Source organism: Massilia orientalis (genome assembly GCF_030411975.2).
GTDB classification, from domain to species: domain Bacteria; phylum Pseudomonadota; class Gammaproteobacteria; order Burkholderiales; family Burkholderiaceae_D; genus Telluria; species Telluria orientalis.
This window is the reverse complement of sequence record NZ_JASNRB020000035.1, coordinates 20,109-41,692: the sequence shown is the minus strand read 5'-3', so window position 1 is coordinate 41,692 and position 21,584 is coordinate 20,109. Positions and strand designations below refer to the sequence as shown.

The window sequence follows — 21,584 nt, the reverse complement described above, 5'->3', positions numbered from 1 at the left end:
GGCGGAGCGGACGGGGCTCGAACCCGCGACCCCCGGCGTGACAGGCCGGTATTCTAACCAACTGAACTACCGCTCCACGAAATACTGGGTGCTACTCGACTGACTGGAATCCAGCAGCGTCCTGCTGCGTGTCAGCGCAGCGGAGGCATTAGTTTACTGCATCTTTCAGTGCTTTACCAGCCTTAAATTTCGGGACCTTGGCCGCCTTGATCTTGATGGCTTCCTTCGTGCGCGGATCGCGGCCCGTGCGTGCGGCGCGCTCGCCGACGGTGAACGTGCCGAAACCGACCAGCGTGACGCTGTCGTTGTTCTTCAGCGTGTTGGTCACAGCGTCGATCATGGCATCGAGGGCGCGCGCCGCAGAAGCTTTGGTCAGGTCCGCGGACTTCGCGATTTCTTCGATCAGTTCAGTTTTGTTCACTTTCTTCCCTCGTTGTGCGTTCTGGACACGGCATGCGCGACCGGGTCGGATTGACGGTCGGCAAAAACCGCAAGGGCGTATTAAACAAGCCGACAATGCGTTGTGTCAAGTAACGCACGAGCAACAGCACGACATAAAAAAACGGCACCCGAAGGTGCCGTATTTCACGCTGCCCAGCCGGTTCAGTGCTTGACGACGCCGCCCTGGCCGTCACTCGCGGCGGTCGTCACCGACGACGAGGACGCCGCTACCGCCGGCACGTCGACAATCGGTTCCGGCTGGCGTTCCAGTGCCACTTCCAGCACTTTCTCGATCCAGCGCACCGGGACGATCTCGAGCTTGTTCTTGACGTTGTCAGGAATGTCCGCGAGATCCTTCACGTTCTGCTCGGGGATCAGGACGGTCTTGATGCCGCCGCGCTGGGCCGCCAGCAGCTTTTCCTTCAGGCCGCCGATCGGCAGGACTTCACCGCGCAACGTGATCTCGCCCGTCATCGCCACGTCGGCACGGACCGGGATACCGGTGAACACCGACACCAGCGCCGTCGTCAGGCCGATGCCGGCGGACGGACCGTCCTTCGGCGTCGCGCCTTCCGGCAAGTGAACGTGGATGTCGGTCTTCTCGAACACCTCGTTCTTGATGCCCAGGCGCGCTGCACGGCTGCGGACCACGGTGCGGGCCGCTTCGATCGATTCCTTCATCACGTCGCCCAGCGTACCGGTACGGATGACGGCACCTTTACCCGGCACCTGCACGGCTTCGATCGTCAGCAGGTCGCCGCCGACTTCCGTCCAGGCGAGGCCCGACACCTGGCCGATCTGGTTTTCCTTCTCGGCCACGCCGAAGTCGTAGCGGCGGACACCCAGGAATTTATCCAGGTTCTTCGACGACACGATCACGCGCTTGCTGTCCTTCTTGAGCAGCAGCATCTTGACGACCTTGCGGCAGATCTTCGAGATTTCGCGCTCGACCGAACGCACGCCGGCTTCGCGGGTGTAGTAGCGGATGATGTCGCGGATCGCGGCTTCGTCGACCTTGATCTCTTCATCCTTCAGGCCGTTCGCCTTGATCTGCTTCGGCAGCAGGTAGCGCTGCGCGATGCTCGTCTTTTCGTCCTCGGTGTAACCCGACAGGCGGATCACTTCCATCCGGTCCAGCAGGGCCGGCGGGATGTTGAACGAGTTCGACGTCGCCACGAACATCACGTCCGACAGGTCGAAGTCCACCTCGACGTAATGGTCCGAGAACGTGTGGTTCTGCGCCGGATCCAGCACTTCGAGCAGGGCCGACGACGGGTCGCCGCGGAAGTCCGCGCCCATCTTGTCGATCTCGTCGAGCAGGAACAGCGGGTTGCGCACGCCGACCTTCGCCAGCGACTGCAGCACCTTGCCCGGCATCGAGCCGATATAGGTACGGCGGTGACCGCGGATCTCGGCTTCGTCGCGCACGCCGCCCAGCGCCATGCGGACGTACTTGCGGTTCGTCGCGCGGGCGATCGATTCGCCCAGCGACGTCTTACCGACGCCCGGAGGACCGACGAAGCACAGGATCGGGGCTTTCAGCTTGTCGACGCGCTGTTGCACCGCGAGGTATTCGAGGATGCGTTCCTTGATCTTGTCGAGGCCGTAGTGGTCGGCTTCCAGGACTTCCTGGGCCTTTTCCAGGTCAATCGTGACCTTGGATTTCTTTTTCCACGGCAGCGACACGAGCGTGTCGATATAGTTGCGCACGACGGTGGCTTCGGCCGACATCGGCGACATCAGCTTGAGCTTCTTGATCTCGGCCTGGGCCTTGTCCAGGGCTTCCTTCGGCATCTTGGCGGCGATGACTTTCTTCTCGAGTTCCTCGATGTCGGCGCCCTCTTCGCCCTCGCCCAGTTCCTTCTGGATGGCCTTGACCTGTTCGTTCAGGTAGTACTCGCGCTGCGATTTCTCCATCTGGCGCTTGACGCGGCCGCGGATGCGCTTTTCGACCTGCAGGATGTCGAGCTCGCCTTCCAGCTGGCCGAGCAGATGCTCCAGGCGCTTGGCGACGTTGAAGATTTCCAGGATGACCTGTTTCTGCTCGAGTTTCAGCGGCAGGTGGGCGGCGACGGTATCGGCCAGGCGGCCGGCGTCGTCGATACCGGCCAGCGAAGCCAGGATCTCGGGCGGGATTTTCTTGTTCAGTTTGACGTACTGGTCGAACTGCTGGACGATCGCACGGCGCATCGCCTCGACTTCGGAATCGTCGCCGATTTCCGAATTGATTGGGGTCAAGTCAGCGATGAAATGGCTGGGACCGTCGTTGATGTGATTGATACGGGCACGCTGCGCGCCTTCGACCAGCACCTTCACGGTGCCGTCCGGCAGCTTCAGCATTTGCAGAATATTGGCCACGCAGCCGATCTCGTAGATGTCTGCGGCGGAAGGCTCGTCCTTGGCAGCGGCCTTTTGGGCTGCGAGCATGATGCTCTTACCCTGTTCCATGGCGGCCTCGAGCGCCTTGATGGATTTCGGGCGGCCGACGAACAGCGGTATCACCATATGCGGGAACACCACCACGTCGCGCAGGGGCAGCAGCGGCAGCGTCATTTGCTCGGTCAATTTGGAAGTTGTCATGGCATACCTTATAGAAAGCGTGTAGACGATGTGGGAGCACACTGTCGAAACACAATACCGGCCCGGAAATATTTTCTACAAGTAAAAAAACTTTAACTTGATACGAATACTAGCCGTTTCTACAAAAGTCCTGAATTCAAATAAAAAAGCCACTTCACAGCATCGGCCGCGAGTGGCTTTTCGATTGAAGCCGTCTTTTGTTGAGATTGATTGTACCGTCTCAACTCAGCGATTCAATACCTTTGTTGTGTTTGCGCCCGGAAATTTTCAGCAAATTTTCAGTTCTCGCCTGCAGCCTTTGGCGATTCGCTGTAAATCAGCAAAGGTTTCGCGCCATTCGTGATCGTATTTTCATCGATAACGACTTTCACGACATTTTGCTGGCTCGGCAATTCATACATCACGTCGAGCAGAGCGTGTTCCAGGATCGAACGGAGGCCACGTGCGCCGGTCTTGCGCGCCAATGCCTTCTTGGCAATCGCGTGCAGGGCCGCCGGGCGGATTTCCAGTTCGGCGCCTTCCATATCGAGCAGTTTCGAATACTGCTTGATGAGGGCGTTCTTCGGCTCGACCAGGATCTGGATCAAAGCCTCTTCCGTGAGCTCGCTCAGGGTAGCTACGACAGGCAGACGGCCAACAAGTTCCGGAATCAGGCCAAACTTGATCAGGTCTTCCGGTTCCGCTTCCAGCAGGATGTCGCTGACGGAACGCTGCGTCTGGCTCTTGACGCTGGCCGCGAAGCCGATGCCGCTCTTTTCCGAACGGTTCTGGATGATCTTGTCCAGGCCGTCGAATGCGCCGCCGCAGATGAACATGATGTTCGTCGTGTCGATCTGCACGAAATCCTGGTTCGGATGCTTGCGGCCGCCCTGCGGGGGCACCGACGCCATCGTGCCTTCGATCAGCTTCAGCAGCGCCTGCTGCACGCCCTCGCCCGACACGTCGCGGGTGATGGACGGGTTGTCGGACTTGCGCGAAATCTTGTCGATCTCGTCGATGTAGACGATGCCGCGCTGGGCTTTCTCGACTTCGTAGTTGCAGCTCTGCAGCAGCTTCTGGATGATGTTCTCGACGTCCTCGCCGACATAGCCGGCTTCCGTCAGCGTGGTCGCGTCGGCGATCACGAACGGGACGTTCAGCATGCGCGCCAGGGTCTGGGCCAGCAGGGTCTTGCCGGAACCGGTGGGGCCGACCAGCAGGATATTGCTCTTGGCCAGCTCGACGTCGTCCTTCTTGCCCAGGTGCTTCAGGCGCTTGTAATGGTTGTAGACCGCCACCGACAGGATGCGCTTCGCCGTCTGCTGGCCGATGACATATTGATCGAGCAGTTCGGCGATCTCGTGCGGAGTCGGCAGGTCGGACTTGGCGCCCGCCACCGACTCGACGTTCGAGGTCTCGTCGCGGATGATGTCATTGCACAAGTCGATGCACTCGTCGCAGATGAAGACCGAAGGTCCCGCGATGAGCTTCTTGACCTCGTGCTGGCTCTTGCCGCAGAACGAGCAGTACAGGAGTTTTTCGCCGCTAGAGGATTTTTTGTCTGACATGGGGCAGGTTTCAGTTGAATTGCTATGAATATAACGCTAATACGAGGGCGCAACAAGTGCGCACGACACCATGCTACCCGATTTGAAAACAAAACGCCCGAAGCGCTGTCGCGTCCGGGCGTATTTGAGCAACAGTTGTCGAGAGCACCACGCGATCTCGAAAACCGCGCGGTTTAACCTCAGCCGCGGTTCGTCAGAACCTTGTCGATAAGGCCATATTCCACGGCCTCTTCGCTCGACATGAAACGGTCGCGATCGGTATCCTTGTGGATCTGTTCGATCGTCTGGCCGGTGTTGTCCGCCATGATGCGGGCCAGGCGTTCGCGCAGGTACAGGATTTCCTTGGCCTGGATCTCGATGTCCGACGCCATGCCCTGCGAGCCACCGGACGGCTGGTGGATCATGACACGCGAGTTCGGCAGCGAGAAGCGCTTGCCCTTGGCGCCGGCGGCCAGCAGGAACGCGCCCATCGAGGCGGCCAGGCCGGTGCACAGCGTCGACACGTCGGGCTTGATGAAGTTCATCGTGTCGAAGATGGCGAGGCCGGCCGACACGGAACCACCCGGCGAGTTGATGTACAGCGAGATGTCCTTGTCCGGATTCTCGCTTTCCAGGAACAGCAGCTGGGCCACGATGAGGTTGGCCATCTGGTCGTTGACAGGACCGACCAGGAAAATCACGCGCTCCTTCAGCAGGCGCGAGTAGATGTCGTAGGCACGCTCGCCGCGGCCGCTCTGCTCGATCACCATCGGCACGAGGCCGAGGGCTTGGGTATCCAATGCCGGATTACGATTCATACCTGTCAATTCCTTTGTAAAAGTTACGAAGCCGCACTATCTCAGATTTCTCAGGAGAATGTCGTACGGCTTCATCAAGGAAGTTAAGCCTGAGCAGCGCTTCCCATCAGTTCGTCAAAGGCGATGTCCTTGGTCGTCACCTTTGCCTTGCCGAGCACATAGTTAACGACGTTTTCTTCCAATACAAGAGCTTCCACTTCGCCCAGGCGGCGACGGTCGCTGTAGTAGTACTTCAGGACTTCCTTCGGATCTTCGTAGCTCTGCGAGAAGTCTTCGATCTGGGCCTTCACCTGCTCTTGCGTCGCTTGCAGGTTGTTTTCCGAGACCAGCTGCGACAGGATCAGGCCCAGGCGCACGCGGCGCTCGGCCTTGGTGGCGAACAGGTCGGCCGGGAACGGCAGGCTCTGCACGTCCATGCCGCGCTGGGCCATGTCCTGGCGGGTCTGCTCGGCCAGGCGCTGCGAATCCTGCTCGATCATGACCTTCGGCACGTCCATTTCGGTGTGCTTGACCAGGGCGTCCATCACGGCTTCCTTGTTGCGGGCCTTGATGCGGGCGTTGACTTCACGCTCCAGGTTGACCTTGATGTCCTCGCGCATCTTCTCGATGCTGCCGTCTTCGATGCCCAGCGTCTTGGCGAACTCGGCGTCGACTTCCGGCAGGTGCGCCCATTCCAGCTTCTTCAGCGTGATGGTGAACTCGGCGGTTTTACCGGCCACGTCCTTGCCATGGTAGTCTTCCGGGAATGCCAGCGGGAAGGTCTTGCTCTCGCCCACTTTCAGGCCGACGGTCGCGGCTTCGAATTCCGGCAGCATGCGGCCTTCGCCCAGAACGAATGCATAGTCTTCGGCTTTGCCGCCCGGGAATTCGACGCCGTCGATGACGCCGACGAAGTCGACGGTCACGCGGTCGCCGTTCGCTGCGACCGGCTCGCCGCCGTCACCGTGCTCACCGGCTTCGCCCTTGGTGTGGTAATGCACGCGCTGCTTGCGCAGGATGTCGATGGTCTTGTCGATCTCGGCGTCGGTCACGTCGGTCTTGACGGTCTCGATCTCGATCCCCTCCAGGCCCGGCAGCGACACTTCCGGATAGATCTCGAAGGTCGCGTCGAAGGCCAGCATGCCTTCCGGTGCGTCCTGCTTCGGCTCGATTTTCGGCATGCCGGCAACGCGCAGCTGGGCTTCGTTGGCGGCGTCGTTGAATGCCTGGCCAACTTTGTCGTTCAGCACGTCGGATTCGATCTGGTAGCCGTACTGGGCCGCCACCATCTTCAGCGGCACCTTGCCCGGACGGAAGCCCGGAGCACGCGCGGTCTTGGCCTGCTTCTTGAGGCGCTTTTCAACTTCCGTACGTACGTCGCTCAGCGGAAAAGAGAGAGTCAAGCGACGCTCGAGTTTACCCAGGTTTTCGACTGCAGTTGCCATTGTAAAAATCGTCCAAAAAAATAATTGTTCGTGGTGCGAGGAAGGGGACTCGAACCCCTACACCATTGCTGGCGTCAGGACCTAAACCTGGTGCGTCTACCAATTTCGCCATCCTCGCGCAGGATTGCTGATCTTGCCACAAAAACAAAGGGCGCCCGACAATGAAACCGGCCGCCCTGAATCCAATGTCTAGGGGCTACAACTTCAACCCGATATTTTACTGGATTTTCTGACACCATTGGGCAGATTTTAAATCGTAGTAAATCGCCCGATATTTCAAGGATTTAGAGCCGCCTCCCGCGCACGCACGGGCCGCTTTACCCGGAACCATGCCGCATACAGCGCCGGCAGGAACAACAGCGTGAGCGCCGTGGCGACCAATAATCCACCCATGATCGCGATCGCCATCGGGCCCCAGAACACGGAACGGGACAGCGGGATCATCGCCAGCGCCGCCGCGGCCGCCGTCAGCAGGATCGGCCGGCACCGCCGCACGGCGCTTTCCACGATGGCTTCCCAGGCAGGATGCCCGGCCGCGATGTCCTTTTCGATCTGGTCGACGAGGATGACGGAATTGCGCACCACCATGCCGAACAGCGCGATCACGCCGAGGTTCGCGACGAAGCCGAACGGCGCGTTGAACACCAGCAACCCCATCGCGGCACCGGCGATGCCCAGCGGCCCGGTCAGGAACACCATCACGGCGCGCGAGAAGCTGTGCAGCTGCAGCATCAGCAGCGTGAACACGATGAACAGCACCAGCGGCACGTTCGCCGAGATGGACTCCTCCGCGGTCGAACTGTTCGCGGCCGCGCCTTCCAGCTTGATGCGGTAGCCGGCCGGCAGCTTCGCCCGCAGGACGTCCAGTTTCGCATTGACCTGGTCGGACACGGTCGGCCCCTGCACGCCTTCGACGACGTCCGACTGGACCGTGATCGCCCATTCGCGCCCGTAGCGCTGCACGACGCCCGGCTCCCACACGAATTCGATGCGCGCCAGCTGCGACAGCGGCACGGCCCTGCCCGAGGGCGTCGGCACGTTCGTGTTGGCGAGCACGGACATGTTCGAGCGCTCGTCCAGCGGCTGGCGCACCACGATGTCGATCAGGCGGTTGCTCTCGCGGAACTGGCCCACCGTCGTCCCGGAAAGGAGGGTGGCGATCGTGCGGCGCACGGTCTGCGACGTGACGCCCAGCGCGCGCATCTTGTCCTGGTCCAGCTCCAGCCGCAGCACCTTGACGGACTCGTTCCAGTTGTCGTTCACGCCCACCGTGTTCGGGTTGGCGATCATGATCTCCTTGACCTGGTCGGCGACCTTGCGCACGACGCCGATGTCCGGCCCCATCACCTGGAACTGCACGGGGTAAGGCACGGGCGGTCCGTTCGGCAGCAGTTTTACGCGGCCCCGCACTTCGGGGAAATCCGACTTGAACTTGTCTTCGATCTTGCGCTTGAGGGCATCGCGCTGGTGCACGTTCTTCGGCAGCACGACGAATTGCGACACGTTCGACGCCGGGAAGATCTGGTCCAGCGGCAGGTAGAAGCGCGGGCTGCCCGTGCCGATGTACGACGTCACGCTGTCCGTTTCCCGCTGCGCGCGGGCGAAGGCTTCGAACTTCTTCGCCAGCGTCTCGTTGACGGCGAAGCTCGTCCCTTCCGGCGCCCACATCTCGACCATCAGTTCCGGGCGGCTGGAGTCCGGGAAGAACTGCTTCTCGATGAACTTGAAGCCGAACACGCCGAGGAAGAACACGGCCAGCGACAGCACGATCGTCGTCTTGCGCCATTCCACGCAGCGGTCGACGAGACGGCGGAAGCGCTGGTACATCGGCGTGTCGAACACGTCGTGGTGCCCTTCTCCGTGCGGTTTCACCCGCAGGAGGATGAAGCCGATGTAGGGCGTGAACGTCACGGCGACGACCCACGACACGAGCAGCGCGATCGCGTTAACGGAAAACATCGAGAACGTGTACTCGCCGGCCGCCGATTTGGCGAGGCCGATCGGCAGGAAGCCGGCCGCCGTGATCAGCGTGCCGGTCAGCATGGGGAACGCGGTCGACGTGTACGCGAACGTGGCCGCGTCGAAGCGCGACATGCCCTCCTCCATCTTACGCACCATCATCTCCACGGCGATGATGGCGTCGTCCACGAGCAGGCCCAGGGCGATGATCAGCGCCCCCAGCGAGATCTTGTGCAGCGAGATGTCGAACACGCGCATGAACAGGAACGTAATCGCCAGCACCAGCGGAATCGTCAGCGCGACGACGAGGCCGGGGCGCACGTCCAGGCGCAGCTTCGGCTTCGTGTGCAGGCCCAGCGCGACGAACGACACGACCAGCACGACGACGACGGCCTCGATGAGACTGTGCATGAATTCGCTGACGGACGCCGTGACGGCCGCGGGCTGGTTCGACACGCGCTCCAGTTCGATGCCGACGGGCAGTTGGCGGCGGATGCGCTCGACCGTCTGCTCGAGGCCCTTGCCCAGCTCGATGATATTGCCGCCCTTCTCCATCGATACACCCAGGCCGATCACATCCTTGCCGTTGAAGCGCATCTTGTCGTGCGGCGGATCCTCGTACGCGCGCTCGACCCTGGCGAAATCGCCGAGGCGGAACGTCGTGTTCCCCGCGCGCAGGCTCAGGTCTTCGAGCTGTTTGGCGGTCTTCAAGCCGCCGGTCACGCGCACCTGCAGGTTTTCCAGCGGCGTCACGAGCACGCCGGCCGATTCGATGCCGTTCTGCGTGGCGATCTGGTTCACGATCTGCTCGAACGGTATGCCCAGCTGCGCGAACTTCTGCTGCGAGAACAGGATGTTGACCTTTTCCTGCTGCACGCCGAACTGCTCGACCTTCGAGACGAGCGGCACGGCGAGCAGCTGCTGGCGCACGAAGTCGGCGTAGTCGCGCATCTCGGCATAGGTAAAACCATCGCCGGACAGCGCGAAGATGGAGCCGTAGGTGTCGCCGAATTCGTCGTTGAAGAACGGCCCGATCACGCCGGGCGGCAGGGTCCCCGCGATGTCGCCGACCTTCTTGCGCACCTGGTACCAGACGCCCTGCACCTCCGCCGGCGGCGTGGATTCCTTCAACTCGATGATGATCGTCGTCTCGCCCGGCTTGGAAAAGCTGCGCAGCTTGTCGATGTGCGGCGTCTCCTGCAGCTTCTGTTCGAGCTTGTCGGCCACCTGCTGGGCCATCTGCACGGACGTGGCGCCCGGCCAGTACGCCGTCATGACCATCACGCGGAAAGTGAACGGCGGGTCCTCGTCCTGGCCCAGTTTGCCGTAGCTGATGATGCCGCCGATGAGCAGCGCGGCGATCAGGTAGCGGGTCAGCGGGATGTGCTCCAGCGCCCAGCGCGACAGGTTGAAGCCTCTCATTTCAAAACCTCTTGAGGGCCCCCGACCGGTGCCCCCCGGGCACCGGTCGCTTCGGCCTCGGCATCGCCGCGGCGCGCGACGTCCGCCGTCAGCACTTTCACTTTCTGGCCCGGCTTGAGCAGGTGCACGCCCGCCGTGACGACCGTCTGGCCCGCCTTCACGCCGCCCGCCAGCACCACGTCGTTGCCGGACACCCCGCCCACCTGCACGGGCACGAGGTGCACGGCGCCGTTCTCGATCACCCACACCGACGTCGCGCCCTTGTTCTGGTACAGCGCGGACAGCGGCACCTTGATCGCGGCGCCCGTGTCCGCGTGCGCCAGCTGCACGACCGCCGTCATGCCGAGGCGGATGTCGTCCTGCGCCGGGATCGCCACTTTCACGGTGTACGTGCGCGTGGCGGGATCGGCCACCGGCGCCACTTCGCGGATCTTGCCCGGGATGCTGCGGTCCGGATCCGCCCATAGCCGGACTTTCACGTCGCTCACCTTGCGCAATTCGTCGACCTGGTCTTCCGGCACGCCGATCACCACTTCCTTCTCGTCCGTCCGCGCCACGCGCACGACGGGGGTGCCGGCCTGCACGACCTGGCCCACTTCCGCATCGATGCCCGTCACGACGCCGTCCGAGTCGGACACGAGGTTCGCGTAACCGGTCTGGTTGGCCTGCTCGCTCGACGCGGCGCGGGCCGCCTCCACGTTCGCCTGCGCCGAGCGCGCGGCCGCCACTTTCTGGTCGAGCACGGCCTGGCTGACGAAGTTCTGGCTGCGCAGGTCCTGGTAGCGCTTCAGGTCGGCGCGCGCCAGCTCGTACGTCGTTTGCGCCGCGCGCAGGTTCGCCTGGGCCTGGGCCTGGCCCAGGCGCAGATCTTGCGGATCGAGCTGCATCAGCACCTGGCCGCGCTTGACGACCGTGCCCACGTCCACCTTGCGGGCGCTGATCTTGCCGCCGACGCGGAAACCGAGGCGGGATTCGTAACGGGGGCGGACGTCGCCGGAAAATTCCGCCGACGAGCCGACCGTGCCCGTCGCGAGCGTCAGGGCACGCACGGGGCGTACGTCTTCGGCGCGGGTGTCGTTGCGGGAGCAGCCTGTCAAGGTGAGCGTCAATGCGCCGCTGGCCAGGACCAGGATCAAAGGAAGGGCGAACGAAATGGCACGCATTGGTTTCCTCATGGTGGCCCGGCCGGGACGGCGAGGCACTGTCGTGGATTTAACCAAGCAATTATAATCATGCAATTATCGCCAGTAAATGACTTTAGAGTCAGCAATCTACAGAGCCGCATGGCCGTCGACCATTACGAAAACTTCCCTGTCGCGTCGATCCTCCTCCCCCGCCGCCTCGTGCCCGCGGTGGAGGCGATCTATGCGTTCGCCCGCAGCGCCGACGACCTCGCCGACGAGGGCGACGCCAGCCCGGCCGAACGCCTGGCCGCCCTGCAGGCGTACGAGGCGGCGCTGGAGGGCATCGCCGCCGGCACGCCCCCGGCCGAGCCCATGTTCCAGCGCCTCGCCGCCGTGCTGGCGGAATACAGGCTGCCCATGCAGCCGCTGCGCGACCTGCTCTCGGCCTTCAAGCAGGACGTCGTCACGACGCGCTACCCGGATTTCCCGCACCTGCTGGATTACTGCCGCCGCTCCGCCGATCCCGTCGGGCGCCTGATGCTGGGCCTGTACGGCGTCGACGATGCGACGAGCCTGCGCGAGTCCGACGCCATCTGCACGTCGCTCCAGTTGATCAACTTCTGGCAGGACGTCGCCATCGACATCGCCAAGGGCCGCATTTATCTGCCCCTGGACGACCTGGTTCGCTTCGGCGTGACCCAGGACGTCATCGAGGAGAGCCGCATGGGCCCCGCCTGGCGCGCACTGATGCGCTTCGAGGTGGACCGGGCGCGCGCGCTGATGCTGGAAGGCGCGCCGCTGGCCACGCGCCTGCCGGGCCGCATCGGCTGGGAGTTACGGATGGTCGTCCAGGGCGGCCTGCGCATCCTGGAAGCGATCGAACGCGTGGATTACGACGTGTTCCGGCGCCGTCCGCGCCTGAAACGCCTCGACTGGCTCACGGTAGGCTGGCGCGCACTACGTATGTGACGCCTCATCGGCTAAGATAGCGGACTTGCTCCGCGCAATAACAACCTAATTATGTCCCCCGACGAATACTGCCAACAAAAGACCGCGCAAAGCGGCTCCAGCTTCTACTACAGCTTCCTGTTCCTGCCACCCGAGCGCCGCAGGGCGATCACGGCGCTGTACGCATTCTGCCGGGAAGTCGACGACACGGTCGACGACGCCACCGACCAGTCGGTCGCGCGCATCAAGCTCGCATGGTGGCGCAACGAGGTCACGCAGATGTATTCGGGCACGCCCACGCATCCCGTGATGCTGGCGCTGAAGCCGCACATCCAGCCGTACGACCTGAAACAGGAACACCTGCAGGCCATCATCGACGGCATGGAGATGGACCTCGACCAGTCGCGCTACCTCGATTACCCGAACCTGAAGAAATACTGCTGGCACGTGGCCGGCGTCGTCGGGATCCTGTCGGCCAGCATCTTCGGCGCGACCAATCCGCAGACCCTGAAATATGCGGAAACGCTGGGCCTCGCGTTCCAGCTCACGAACATCATCCGCGACGTGGGCGAGGATGCGCGCAAGGGCCGCATCTACCTGCCGATCGACGAACTCCAGCAGTTCAACGTGACCGCGGCCGACCTGCTGAACGCGCGCCACAGCGAGAAGTTCGAAGCGCTGATGAAATTCCAGGCCGCCCGCGCGCAACAGCTGTACGACGACGCGTTCGCGCTGCTGCCGAAGGAAGACCGGCGCGCGCAGCGCCCCGGCCTCATGATGGCCGCCATCTACCGCACCTTGCTCGACGAGATCGAGCGCGACGGCTTCCACGTCCTCACCCAGAAGATCTCCCTGACGCCGCTGCGCAAGCTATGGCTCGCGTGGAAGACCTATGTCCGCGGATAACAAGCGGGTTGCCATCGTCGGCGGCGGCTGGGCCGGCTGCGCGGCGGCCGTCGCGCTGCTGGACGGGGGCTGCGGCGTCACCCTGTTCGAAGCGGCGCGCACCCTGGGCGGCCGCGCCCGCGCGATCGAGACGAACGGGCGCCTGCTCGACAACGGCCAGCACATCATGCTGGGCGCCTATGCGGACACGTTGCGCCTGATGCGCCGCGTCGGGGTCGACCCGAAACAGGCGCTGTTGCGGCTCCCACTGCAGATGCGCTACCCGGCGGGCGCCGACGGCATGGATTTCGTCGCCCCGCGCCTGCCCGCGCCGCTGCACATGCTCGTCGCCCTGCTGCGCGCCCGTGGGCTGGACCGCGCCGACAAATTGGCCCTCGCCCGATTCACGACGACCGCGCGCTGGATGGGCTGGCAGCTGCACACCGATTGCAGCGTGGCGGAACTGCTTGTCCGCTACGACCAGACCGAACGCCTGAATCGCCTGATGTGGCGCCCGCTGTGCCTCGCCGCGCTGAACACGCCGCCGGAACGCGCGTCCGCGCAGGTCTTCCTGGCCGTGCTGCGAGACAGCCTGGGCGCAAAACGGGCCGCGTCCGACATGCTGATTCCGCGCGTGCTGCTGGACGCCCTGTTCCCGCAAGCGGCGCGCCGCTACCTGGAAAGCCGCGGCGCCGCCGTGCACACGGGCCGCCGCATCGATGCGCTCGGCCCCGACGGCGGCACGTGGCGCGTGCGCGCGGGCGCCGACGTGCAGACGTTCGACGCCGTCGTGCTCGCGGCCCCGCCATGGCAGGCGGCGGCGCTGCTGCGGCCTCTGGACGGCACCGCTGGCATCGTCTCCCGGCTCGATGCGCTGGCCTATGAACCGATCGCCACCGTGTACCTGCAATACGCGGCCGGGGTCCGCCTGCCGCTGCCGTTCTGCGCGCTGACCGATGCGCCGCACGACAACCGCTGGGGCCAGTTCGTGTTCGACCGCGGCCAGCTCGATCCGGGCCAGGACGGGTTATTGGCCGTCGTGATCAGCGGCGCGGATCCGGCCGGCGACATCGGCCCGGAGGCGCTGGCGGCCAGCGTCGCCGCCCAGTTGGCCACTGCATTCGGACAGCCGGGCCTCGCGTCTCCCGAGTGGAGCCGCGTGATCACGGAAAAGCGCGCCACGTTCGCGTGTTCGCCCGCCCTCGACCGGCCGGCCAACGCCACCGAGCTGCCGGGCCTCGCGCTGGCGGGCGACTACACCGCGTACGACTATCCCGCCACGCTGGAGGCGGCGGTGCGCAGCGGGGTCGCCGCGGCGGGCGTCATTACAGGAGCCGGACGATGAGCGGCCAGTCGCCCGCAACCTCGATACCGTCATCCCCGCGCAGGCGGGGATCCAAGTTCTGCGTCCAGGCCCGCGGAAATCGGGGTCCCGCCTCCGCGCGAACGACGGGCTGGGGCAGCCGGTCATCCCGCCTCGGTGCGCCCTGCCCCGTCAAATCCGCAGCCTGTCGCACACCGGTAGCACTCGCCGCCCCGGATCCGTACAGTGTCAACATCGAAACGAGTGTTGGCGGAAATGCAAATGAACATCCATCTCGGCGTACGTACCCTTGTCCTGCTGGCGGTCGTGGCGGCCGCGACGGTCATCCTTGTGCACGCGGGCGGGGCGCCCGATCCGGCACTGAACGCCATGCTATTGCTGGGCCGAAATTAATACCGCCCTGCCGGGAGTAACGATGGGCAAACTGGAATACCTCGAGGCGCTCAAGCGGGCCATGCTCGGCCTGCCACCCGACGTCCAGGCCAAGACACTGGCCTATTACGAGCAGCGCTTCGTCGACGGCGTCGCTGCCGGACGGGGCGAGCCGGACGTGGCGCGCGAGCTCGACGATCCGACCAGGATCGCCATGACCCTGCGCGCGAGCGCCCACCTGGACGCGTTCACCGAAAAGAAGAACCCGGCGAACGGGTTCGCCGAAAAGCGCAACCCGGCCAACGTGCTGCGCGTCGCCGTATCCGCCGTCGGCCTGGCCATCTTCAACCTGTTCATGATCGTGCCGGCGATGGTCTACTCGGCGCTGCTGTTCGCCCTGTACGTGTGCGCGCTGACGTTCTACCTGGCCGGCATCGCGACGACCGCGAGCGGCCTGGCCGGCGCCAACGAACTCGTACTGGACTGGCCGAGCCGCTTCGTCACCATCGACGACGACGGGCGCGGGCGCCAGATGCGCATCGAGATCGGCAGCCACGGCATCAACGTCACGCAGGAGCGGCCGCAGATCGCGGACCCGCTGCCGCCCGCCGAGGCCGACCGGGGCAGCCGCCTGGAGCGCTCGCGCGCCATGCGCGGCGCCGAGGCGCTCGCGGACAGCACGGTGCGCATCAGCACGGAGATGGACGCGGAATCGCGCACGACGCAGACCCTGTTCGGCTTCGGCCTCGTGCTGGGCGGGATCGCGCTGTTCCTGCTGTCCCTCGTGATCACGCGCTATACCTTCGTCGGCCTGAAACGCTACCTCCAGATGAACCGTTCCCTGCTCAAGGGGAGCTGACCCACCATGCGCGCGCTACTCAAAGTCGGCTTCACCCTGCTCCTCATCGCCTTCCTGCTGATCGGCGTCTCGTACAGCATGCTGCGCGCCCACGGCACGAACGGCCCGTCGAACCCGGGCGGCCGCCTGCTCACCACCGAACACCGCACGCTCGCCCAGCCGGTTGCCAAGGTCGACCTGTCCGGCCCCGTCAATCTCACCCTGCGCCAGGGCCCGACGCCGGCGCTGGAAGTCCGGGGCGAGCAGCGCCTGCTGGCCAACATCGACACGACCGTCGACGGCGACATGCTGCACATCGGCCCGCGCGGCATCCTGCTGCGCCACCGGACCCCGATCGAAGTGACGGTCACCTTGCCGGCGCTGGAATCCCTCAGCATCAACGGCAGCGGCGAGCACACCGTCAGCGGCTTCGCCGGCGACCACCTCGACGTCGCGCTCGATGGTTCCGGCAGCATGCGCTTCAACGGCCGCTACCGCGAGATCATGGCCGCGATCCACGGCAGCGGCGACATGGAGCTGACGGGCGGCACGAGCGACACGGTGGATGCCGCCGTCATCGGCAGCGGCCGCCTCACGCTCGTCGGCTCGACGCGCGCGCTGCATGCGGAGTTGCGCGGGTCCGGCGACCTGGATGCGCGCCACCTGCGCGCCGACGAGGTCGACCTCGCGCAGGAAGGTTCCGGCGACAGCGCGGTGTATGCCCGCAAGCGCCTGCATGCGGACCTCACCGGCAGCGGCGAGGCGCGCGTCTTCGGCAATCCGGACGAGCGCTCCGTCAGCCGCAACGGCAGCGCGACGGTCAGCTTCGACGACAAGCGCGATTGAGCAGCCAGTCCAGCGCCGCGCGTCCCGCCGCGCGGCCGCTGCCGAAGCAGGCCGTCAACAGGTAGCCGCCCGTCGGCGCTTCCCAGTCGACCATCTCGCCCGCCACGAACACGCCCGGCAGGCCGCGCAGCATGGCGCCGTCGAGGGCCTCGAAGCGCACGCCGCCCGCGCTGCTGATCGCTTCAATGATCGGGCGCGGACGTTTCAGCACGAGCGGCAACGCCTTCAGCGCCCGCGCCAGCTTCACGGGGTCCGCGTAGTCGGCCTTGCCCAGGCATTCGTGCAGCAGCCCCGATTTCACGCCCTTGATGCCCAGGCGGCTCTGCAGATGGCTGGACATCGAGCGCGTGCCGCGCGGGCGCATCACTTCGTCCAGCACGCGCTGCGGATCATGGTCGGGCAACAGGTCCAGCAGCACGGTCGCCTGGCCGTCCTGCGCGATGCGGTCGCGGATGCCCGCCGACAGCGCGTACACGAGGCTGCCCTCGATGCCGGTCGCGGTCACGACGAACTGGCCCTTGCGGAACGGGCCGCCGGCCAGCGCCAGCGCGACCGTCGTCAGCGGCGCGCCGGCGTGACGCGCCGCGAAGTGATCCGACCAGTCGGCGTCGAAGCCGCAATTGGCCGGCACGAGGGGCGCCACGTCCACGCCGCGCGCGGCCAGCAACGGCACCCACGCGCCGTCGGACCCGAGCCGCGCCCAGCTCGCGCCGCCAAGGGCCAGCACGGTCGCGGCGCCCGCCGTCTCCACGGTCGTTTCTGCGTCGGGCGTATCGAATACGAGGGCGCCGTCGCGCCAGCCGGTCCAGCGGTGGCGCATGTGGAACACGACGCCCGCCTCGCGCAGCCGGTGCAGCCACGCGCGCAGCAGCGGCGCGGCCTTCATGTCGGTCGGGAATACGCGGCCCGACGTCCCCACGAACGTATCGACGCCCAGGCCGTGGATCCATTCGCGCAGCTGCGCCGGGGGGAACGCTTCGACCCACGGCTTCACCGCATCGGCGCGGGCGCCGTAGCGGCCGACGAACGCGTCATGGGGTTCCGCATGCGTGATGTTCATGCCGCCCTTGCCGGCCAGGAGGAACTTGCGGCCGACGGACGGCATGGCATCGTACACGTCGACGCCGACGCCGCCCGCGGACAGCACCTCGGCCGCCATCAGGCCGGCGGGGCCGCCGCCGATGACGATGGCGCGATGGGGACGGGTTTCGATTGGCTGGGACATGGCGGTCGCGGGAGGGAAACGAGAAAACGCGGAGGCGAGCATTGTAGTCGAACGGGCGCCAAAAAAGGATGTAAAGGAAGCTTGACATCGCCTTGCACGCGACCTACGATGTAAAGCATACTTTACATGAGGAGGTGTGTGATGCATGAGAAGCGTGTCGGCCGGGCCTACCGCAGCGAATTGTTGACGGCCATCGCCGTGTATGTCGTACTGCTGCTCGCGTCGATCCGGTACGGCCGCCCGCTGGACGACGGGGCGCTGCGCACTGCCGCCTTGCTGTCGCCGATGATCGGTTTCTGCCTGATGATCCGCGCCATCGCCCGCCACGTGGCCCGCATCGACGAATACCAGCGCATGCGTCTCCTGGAAAGCCTGGCGCTCGCGTTCGGGATCACCGGCGCGGTCACGTTCAGCTACGGCTTCCTCGAGACGGCGGGCTTCCCGAAGCTGTCGATGTTCAGCGTGTGGATGGTGATGGGCGTCAGCTGGGGTGTCGCGAGCACCATACTGTCGCTGCGCGCCCGCCGCGCCGTCGAATCATGAAGAACGCCATCCGCGACCTGCGCGCGGCGCGCGGCTGGAGCCAGGCGCACCTGGCCGAGCTGCTGGACGTCTCGCGCCAGACCGTCATCGCCATCGAGACGGGCCGCTACGACCCGAGCCTGCCGCTGGCCTTCGCGCTGGCCAGGCTGTTCGAACAACCGATCGAAACCATCTTCTTCCCCGACCAGGAGACCGCATGAACCTCGTACGCAACAAGACACTGTTCGCCGCCATCGTCGTCACGCTGTGCATGAGCACCGCCCATCACAGCCGCGCCGCCGACGCCGCGCCGGCGACCAACCGCTACGCCGCCACCATCGCGCCGGCCGAGCGCTTCGAAGTGGGTGGCGTATTGGTCGAGCGACACGGTGGCAAGGGACGGCCGCTGGTCCTGATCCCGGGGCTGGCGAGCGGCAGCTGGGTGTGGCAGGACACGATCCGCGCCTTCGCGCCCGACCACGCCGTCTACGTCCTGACCTTGCCCGGCTTCGACGGCCGCCCGCCGGCCGGCCCCGCGCCGTTCGCGGCCGCGCGCGCCGCCGTCGAGGAGCTGATCGCGAGCCGCCGGCTCGACAAGCCCGTCATCGTGGGCCACAGCCTGGGCGGCATCCTCGCGCTCGCGGTGGGCGAGGACAAGCCGGCGCTGGTCGGCGGCATCGTCAGCATCGACGGCCTGCCCGTGATGCCCGGCGCGGAAGACATGACGCCGCCGCAGCGCGCCCAATTCGCCGAGCGCATGCGCGCCCAGGTCGGCAACCAGCCGCCGGAGCGGTTCGCGCAGCAGCAGCAGGGTTATATGCGCACGATCGGCGTGATGGACATGGCCAGGGCCGACGCGCTGGCCCAGCTGACGGCGCGCAGCGATCCGGCATCCGTTGGCGCATGGGCCGCCGACGTCGTGACCGTGGACCTGCGCCCCGGCCTCAAGGCGATCCAGGCGCCGGTGCTGGCGATCGTGCCCTACCTGGACCTGGACAGCAGCCAGCAGGGGCTCACACCCGCAGCCAAGGCCGACTACTACCGCGCGCTGATGGAAGGCACGCCGAAACTGCAGGTGGTGACCGTCGCGCCGTCGCGCCACTTCGCGATGGTCGACCAGCCGCAGGCCGTCACCGCCGCGATCCGCACCTTCCTCGATACGCTGTAAGCGCGTGCGCCGCCGTAAGGGCTGCGCTGGCATCATGATCGTCATCGCCATCGAGGAGACGGCAGGAAGGAGATGACATGAGCTGGGACGATGTGTGGGGCACGGTACGCGAGGAATTCACCGACATCGGCGACGGCGCGAGCATCGTGCGCATCGTCGTGCGCCTGCTGGTGGCGGTGGTGCTCGGCGGGGTGCTGGGCTGGGAGCGCGAATCCGTCGGCGCGCCCGCGGGCCTGCGCACGCACATGCTCGTGTCGCTCGGCTCCGCGCTGTTCGTCCTGATCCCGCTGCAGGCGGGCATGAAGATGGAAGACCTGTCGCGCGTGCTGCAGGGTGTCACGGCCGGCATCGGCTTCCTCGGCGCCGGCGCGATCCTCAAGCAGCGCGACCGCAACGACGTACGCGGCCTCACGACGGCGGCCAGCATCTGGCTGACGGCCGCCCTCGGCGTCGCGGCGGGCATGGGCCGCGAAGCGACGGCGCTGCTGTCGACCTTGTTCGCCCTCGTCATCCTCGCCATCCTGCGGCGCTGGTCCAAGACCTGACGCTGTAAAGATTTCCCGGTTTGCCGCCGTCGGGTACAGTGCATGGCGGTGACGCCCGCGCATCCGCACGTCGCCCCACCATACAAAAAGCCCAACCGGCCAAGGAGTCCCATGCATCCCGTTCACAAGACCGCCCTCCCCATCCTGCTGCTGCTCGGCGCCGGCGCCCACGCCGCGCCGCTCACGGACGCCACGCTGCCCGCGCGCCAGGCCGACGTCGACACCATCGTGCGCGAGATCTCGCCGCAGCGCATCCACGCCTACGTCGAAAAACTCGTGAGCTTCGGCACGCGCCACACGATGTCCGACACGGCGTCCGACACGCGCGGCATCGGCGCCGCCCGGCGCTGGATCAGGGCCGAGCTGGAACGCTGCGGCGCCGGCAAGCTGGACGTGCAGTTCCAGAGCCACGTCCACCCCGTCGCCAACCGCATCACGCGCCCGACCGAGATCGTCAACGTGGTGGCCACGCTGCCCGGCACGCAGCCGGCGTCGAAGGACCGCTACTACGTCGTCAGCGGCCATTACGATTCGCGCGTGACGGACGTGATGAATGCCACGGCCGACGCGCCTGGCGCCAACGACGACGCCTCGGGCACCGCGGCCGTCATCGAGATGGCGTGCGTGATGTCGCGCCACAAGTTCGACGCCTCGCTCGTGTTCATGACCGTCGCGGCGGAAGAGCAAGGCCTGTACGGCTCCGGGGACTACGCGGCGAAGGCGAAAGCGGCCGGCATGAACATCGCGGGCATGCTGAACAACGACATCATCGGCAGCTCGCACGACGAGAACGGCAAACTGGATAACGCGGAAGTCCGCCTGTTCGCGGAAGGCGTCCCGCCCGTGAAGGAGACGACGCCGGCGCTGCGCACTCTGCTCCAGACGGGCGGCGAGAACGACTCGATCACGCGCCAGCTCGCGCGCCACGTGAAGGAAACGGGCGAGCGCTACGTCCCGAACTTCAAGGTGAACATCATCTACCGGCGCGACCGCTACCTGCGCGGCGGCGACCACAGCCCGTTCCTCGACGCCGGCTACGCGGCCGTGCGCTTCACGGAACCGCACGAGGACTTCAACCACCAGCACCAGGACCTGCGCACGGAGAACGGCAAGAAGATCGGCGACCTCGTCGAGTACGTCGATCCGGACTACGTGGCCCAGGTCGCGCGCGTCAACGCGGCGGCGCTCGCGTCACTGGCGCTGGCGCCGGCCGCGCCACAGGACGTCAAGGTGAAGACGGCGAACCTCGACAACGGCACGGACCTCGTGTGGAAGGCGAACGCGGAGCCCGACCTGGCCGGCTACCGCATCGTATGGCGCGACACGACGGCAGCGCAGTGGCAGGGATCGAAATTCGTCGGCAACGTGACGACGTACCGCGTCGACCTGTCCAAGGACAACCTGCTGTTCGGCGTGCAGGCCGTCGACAAGGACGGCAATGTGAGCCCGGCCACGTATCCGTTCCCCGCACGCTGATTCTCCCCCGGTCATGCAGGGCGCATGTCCCACCCTGCATGATCTGTCAAAAAACGCCGCCGACCGCCTGGCGACGGATGTCACATTCGCGGCGCCGCAGCACGCCGCACTTCAGATCCAGCGCAAACCTCCTCGACTCTG

At 65.5% G+C, this 21,584-nt stretch carries 19 protein-coding genes and 2 tRNA genes; 11 read left to right on the top strand and 10 right to left on the bottom strand.

What is annotated here, in order from left to right:
* Positions 1 to 2: 2 nt before the first annotated feature.
* The 9 genes from QPK29_RS30985 to QPK29_RS30945 all read right to left on the bottom strand — a co-directional run bounded on the left by QPK29_RS30985 (position 3) and on the right by QPK29_RS30945 (position 11,333).
* Positions 3 to 76: transfer RNA gene (locus tag QPK29_RS30985), tRNA-Asp, on the bottom strand.
* Positions 77 to 148: 72 nt separating this feature from the next.
* A complete protein-coding gene (locus QPK29_RS30980; protein ID WP_160410885.1) occupies positions 149 to 472 on the bottom strand; it encodes an HU family DNA-binding protein in 324 nt (107 codons plus the stop codon).
* A 131-nt stretch (positions 473 to 603) separates the two neighbouring features.
* On the bottom strand, positions 604 to 3,021 hold the full coding sequence (gene lon, locus QPK29_RS30975; RefSeq protein ID WP_056129431.1) for an endopeptidase La: 2,418 nt from the start codon (positions 3,019 to 3,021) through the stop codon (positions 604 to 606).
* Between the two features lie 278 nt (positions 3,022 to 3,299).
* Positions 3,300 to 4,568: an ATP-dependent Clp protease ATP-binding subunit ClpX gene (clpX, locus tag QPK29_RS30970; protein ID WP_056129433.1), complete on the bottom strand. Its 1,269-nt coding sequence runs from the start codon at positions 4,566 to 4,568 to the stop codon at positions 3,300 to 3,302.
* Between the two features lie 179 nt (positions 4,569 to 4,747).
* Positions 4,748 to 5,365 carry an ATP-dependent Clp endopeptidase proteolytic subunit ClpP gene (gene clpP / locus QPK29_RS30965; protein WP_166861694.1) on the bottom strand — a complete coding sequence of 206 codons (618 nt, stop codon included), beginning with the start codon at positions 5,363 to 5,365 and terminating at the stop codon, positions 4,748 to 4,750.
* A gap of 83 nt (positions 5,366 to 5,448) precedes the next feature.
* Positions 5,449 to 6,789 carry a trigger factor gene (gene tig, locus QPK29_RS30960; protein WP_056129435.1) on the bottom strand — a complete coding sequence of 447 codons (1,341 nt, stop codon included), beginning with the start codon at positions 6,787 to 6,789 and terminating at the stop codon, positions 5,449 to 5,451.
* Between the two features lie 31 nt (positions 6,790 to 6,820).
* A tRNA-Leu gene (locus tag QPK29_RS30955) sits at positions 6,821 to 6,907 on the bottom strand.
* A gap of 158 nt (positions 6,908 to 7,065) precedes the next feature.
* Entirely contained in the window at positions 7,066 to 10,170 is a 3,105-nt protein-coding gene (locus tag QPK29_RS30950; protein WP_371771721.1) for an efflux RND transporter permease subunit, read from the bottom strand.
* A complete protein-coding gene (locus QPK29_RS30945) occupies positions 10,167 to 11,333 on the bottom strand; it encodes an efflux RND transporter periplasmic adaptor subunit (RefSeq protein ID WP_371771720.1) in 1,167 nt (388 codons plus the stop codon). The genes QPK29_RS30950 and QPK29_RS30945 overlap by 4 nt, the downstream gene beginning before the upstream one ends.
* Before the next feature lie 120 nt (positions 11,334 to 11,453).
* Between QPK29_RS30945 and hpnC the strand changes: the two genes are divergently transcribed.
* The 6 genes from hpnC to QPK29_RS30915 all read left to right on the top strand — a co-directional run bounded on the left by hpnC (position 11,454) and on the right by QPK29_RS30915 (position 16,507).
* Positions 11,454 to 12,263, top strand: a complete 810-nt coding sequence (hpnC, locus tag QPK29_RS30940; RefSeq protein WP_371771719.1) for a squalene synthase HpnC — start codon at positions 11,454 to 11,456, stop codon at positions 12,261 to 12,263.
* Between the two features lie 51 nt (positions 12,264 to 12,314).
* The gene (gene hpnD, locus QPK29_RS30935) at positions 12,315 to 13,148 is read left to right on the top strand and encodes a presqualene diphosphate synthase HpnD (protein ID WP_371771718.1); all 834 of its coding nucleotides are present in this window, start codon (positions 12,315 to 12,317) and stop codon (positions 13,146 to 13,148) included.
* Positions 13,135 to 14,472, top strand: a complete 1,338-nt coding sequence (gene hpnE / locus QPK29_RS30930; protein WP_371771717.1) for a hydroxysqualene dehydroxylase HpnE — start codon at positions 13,135 to 13,137, stop codon at positions 14,470 to 14,472. Before hpnD ends, hpnE begins: the two co-directional genes overlap by 14 nt.
* 240 nt (positions 14,473 to 14,712) lie before the next feature.
* On the top strand, positions 14,713 to 14,844 hold the full coding sequence (locus tag QPK29_RS30925) for a hypothetical protein (RefSeq protein ID WP_371771716.1): 132 nt from the start codon (positions 14,713 to 14,715) through the stop codon (positions 14,842 to 14,844).
* Between the two features lie 22 nt (positions 14,845 to 14,866).
* Positions 14,867 to 15,682 (top strand): DUF1700 domain-containing protein, encoded by an 816-nt coding sequence (locus QPK29_RS30920; protein WP_371771715.1) that lies wholly within the window; start codon positions 14,867 to 14,869, stop codon positions 15,680 to 15,682.
* A gap of 6 nt (positions 15,683 to 15,688) precedes the next feature.
* Positions 15,689 to 16,507, top strand: coding sequence for a head GIN domain-containing protein (locus QPK29_RS30915; RefSeq protein ID WP_056129457.1), 819 nt, complete (start codon positions 15,689 to 15,691; stop codon positions 16,505 to 16,507).
* Here QPK29_RS30915 and QPK29_RS30910 read toward each other — a convergent pair.
* On the bottom strand, positions 16,482 to 17,732 hold the full coding sequence (locus QPK29_RS30910; protein WP_371771714.1) for a TIGR03862 family flavoprotein: 1,251 nt from the start codon (positions 17,730 to 17,732) through the stop codon (positions 16,482 to 16,484). The two genes, QPK29_RS30915 and QPK29_RS30910, sit on opposite strands and share 26 nt — an antisense overlap.
* Before the next feature lie 141 nt (positions 17,733 to 17,873).
* Here QPK29_RS30910 and QPK29_RS30905 point away from each other — a divergent pair, with 141 nt between their 5' ends.
* The 5 genes from QPK29_RS30905 (at position 17,874) to QPK29_RS30885 (ending at position 21,443) form a co-directional block, all read left to right on the top strand.
* A complete protein-coding gene (locus tag QPK29_RS30905; RefSeq protein ID WP_371771713.1) occupies positions 17,874 to 18,275 on the top strand; it encodes a hypothetical protein in 402 nt (133 codons plus the stop codon).
* Positions 18,272 to 18,475 (top strand): helix-turn-helix transcriptional regulator, encoded by a 204-nt coding sequence (locus QPK29_RS30900; protein ID WP_056129474.1) that lies wholly within the window; start codon positions 18,272 to 18,274, stop codon positions 18,473 to 18,475. The genes QPK29_RS30905 and QPK29_RS30900 overlap by 4 nt, the downstream gene beginning before the upstream one ends.
* Positions 18,472 to 19,422, top strand: a complete 951-nt coding sequence (locus QPK29_RS30895; RefSeq protein WP_371771712.1) for an alpha/beta fold hydrolase — start codon at positions 18,472 to 18,474, stop codon at positions 19,420 to 19,422. The genes QPK29_RS30900 and QPK29_RS30895 overlap by 4 nt, the downstream gene beginning before the upstream one ends.
* A gap of 77 nt (positions 19,423 to 19,499) precedes the next feature.
* Positions 19,500 to 19,967 (top strand): MgtC/SapB family protein, encoded by a 468-nt coding sequence (locus QPK29_RS30890; RefSeq protein WP_056129476.1) that lies wholly within the window; start codon positions 19,500 to 19,502, stop codon positions 19,965 to 19,967.
* Positions 19,968 to 20,078: 111 nt separating this feature from the next.
* Complete coding sequence (locus QPK29_RS30885; RefSeq protein WP_056129478.1) at positions 20,079 to 21,443, top strand: M28 family peptidase; 1,365 nt, start codon at positions 20,079 to 20,081, stop codon at positions 21,441 to 21,443.
* The last annotated feature ends 141 nt before the right edge of the window (positions 21,444 to 21,584 follow it).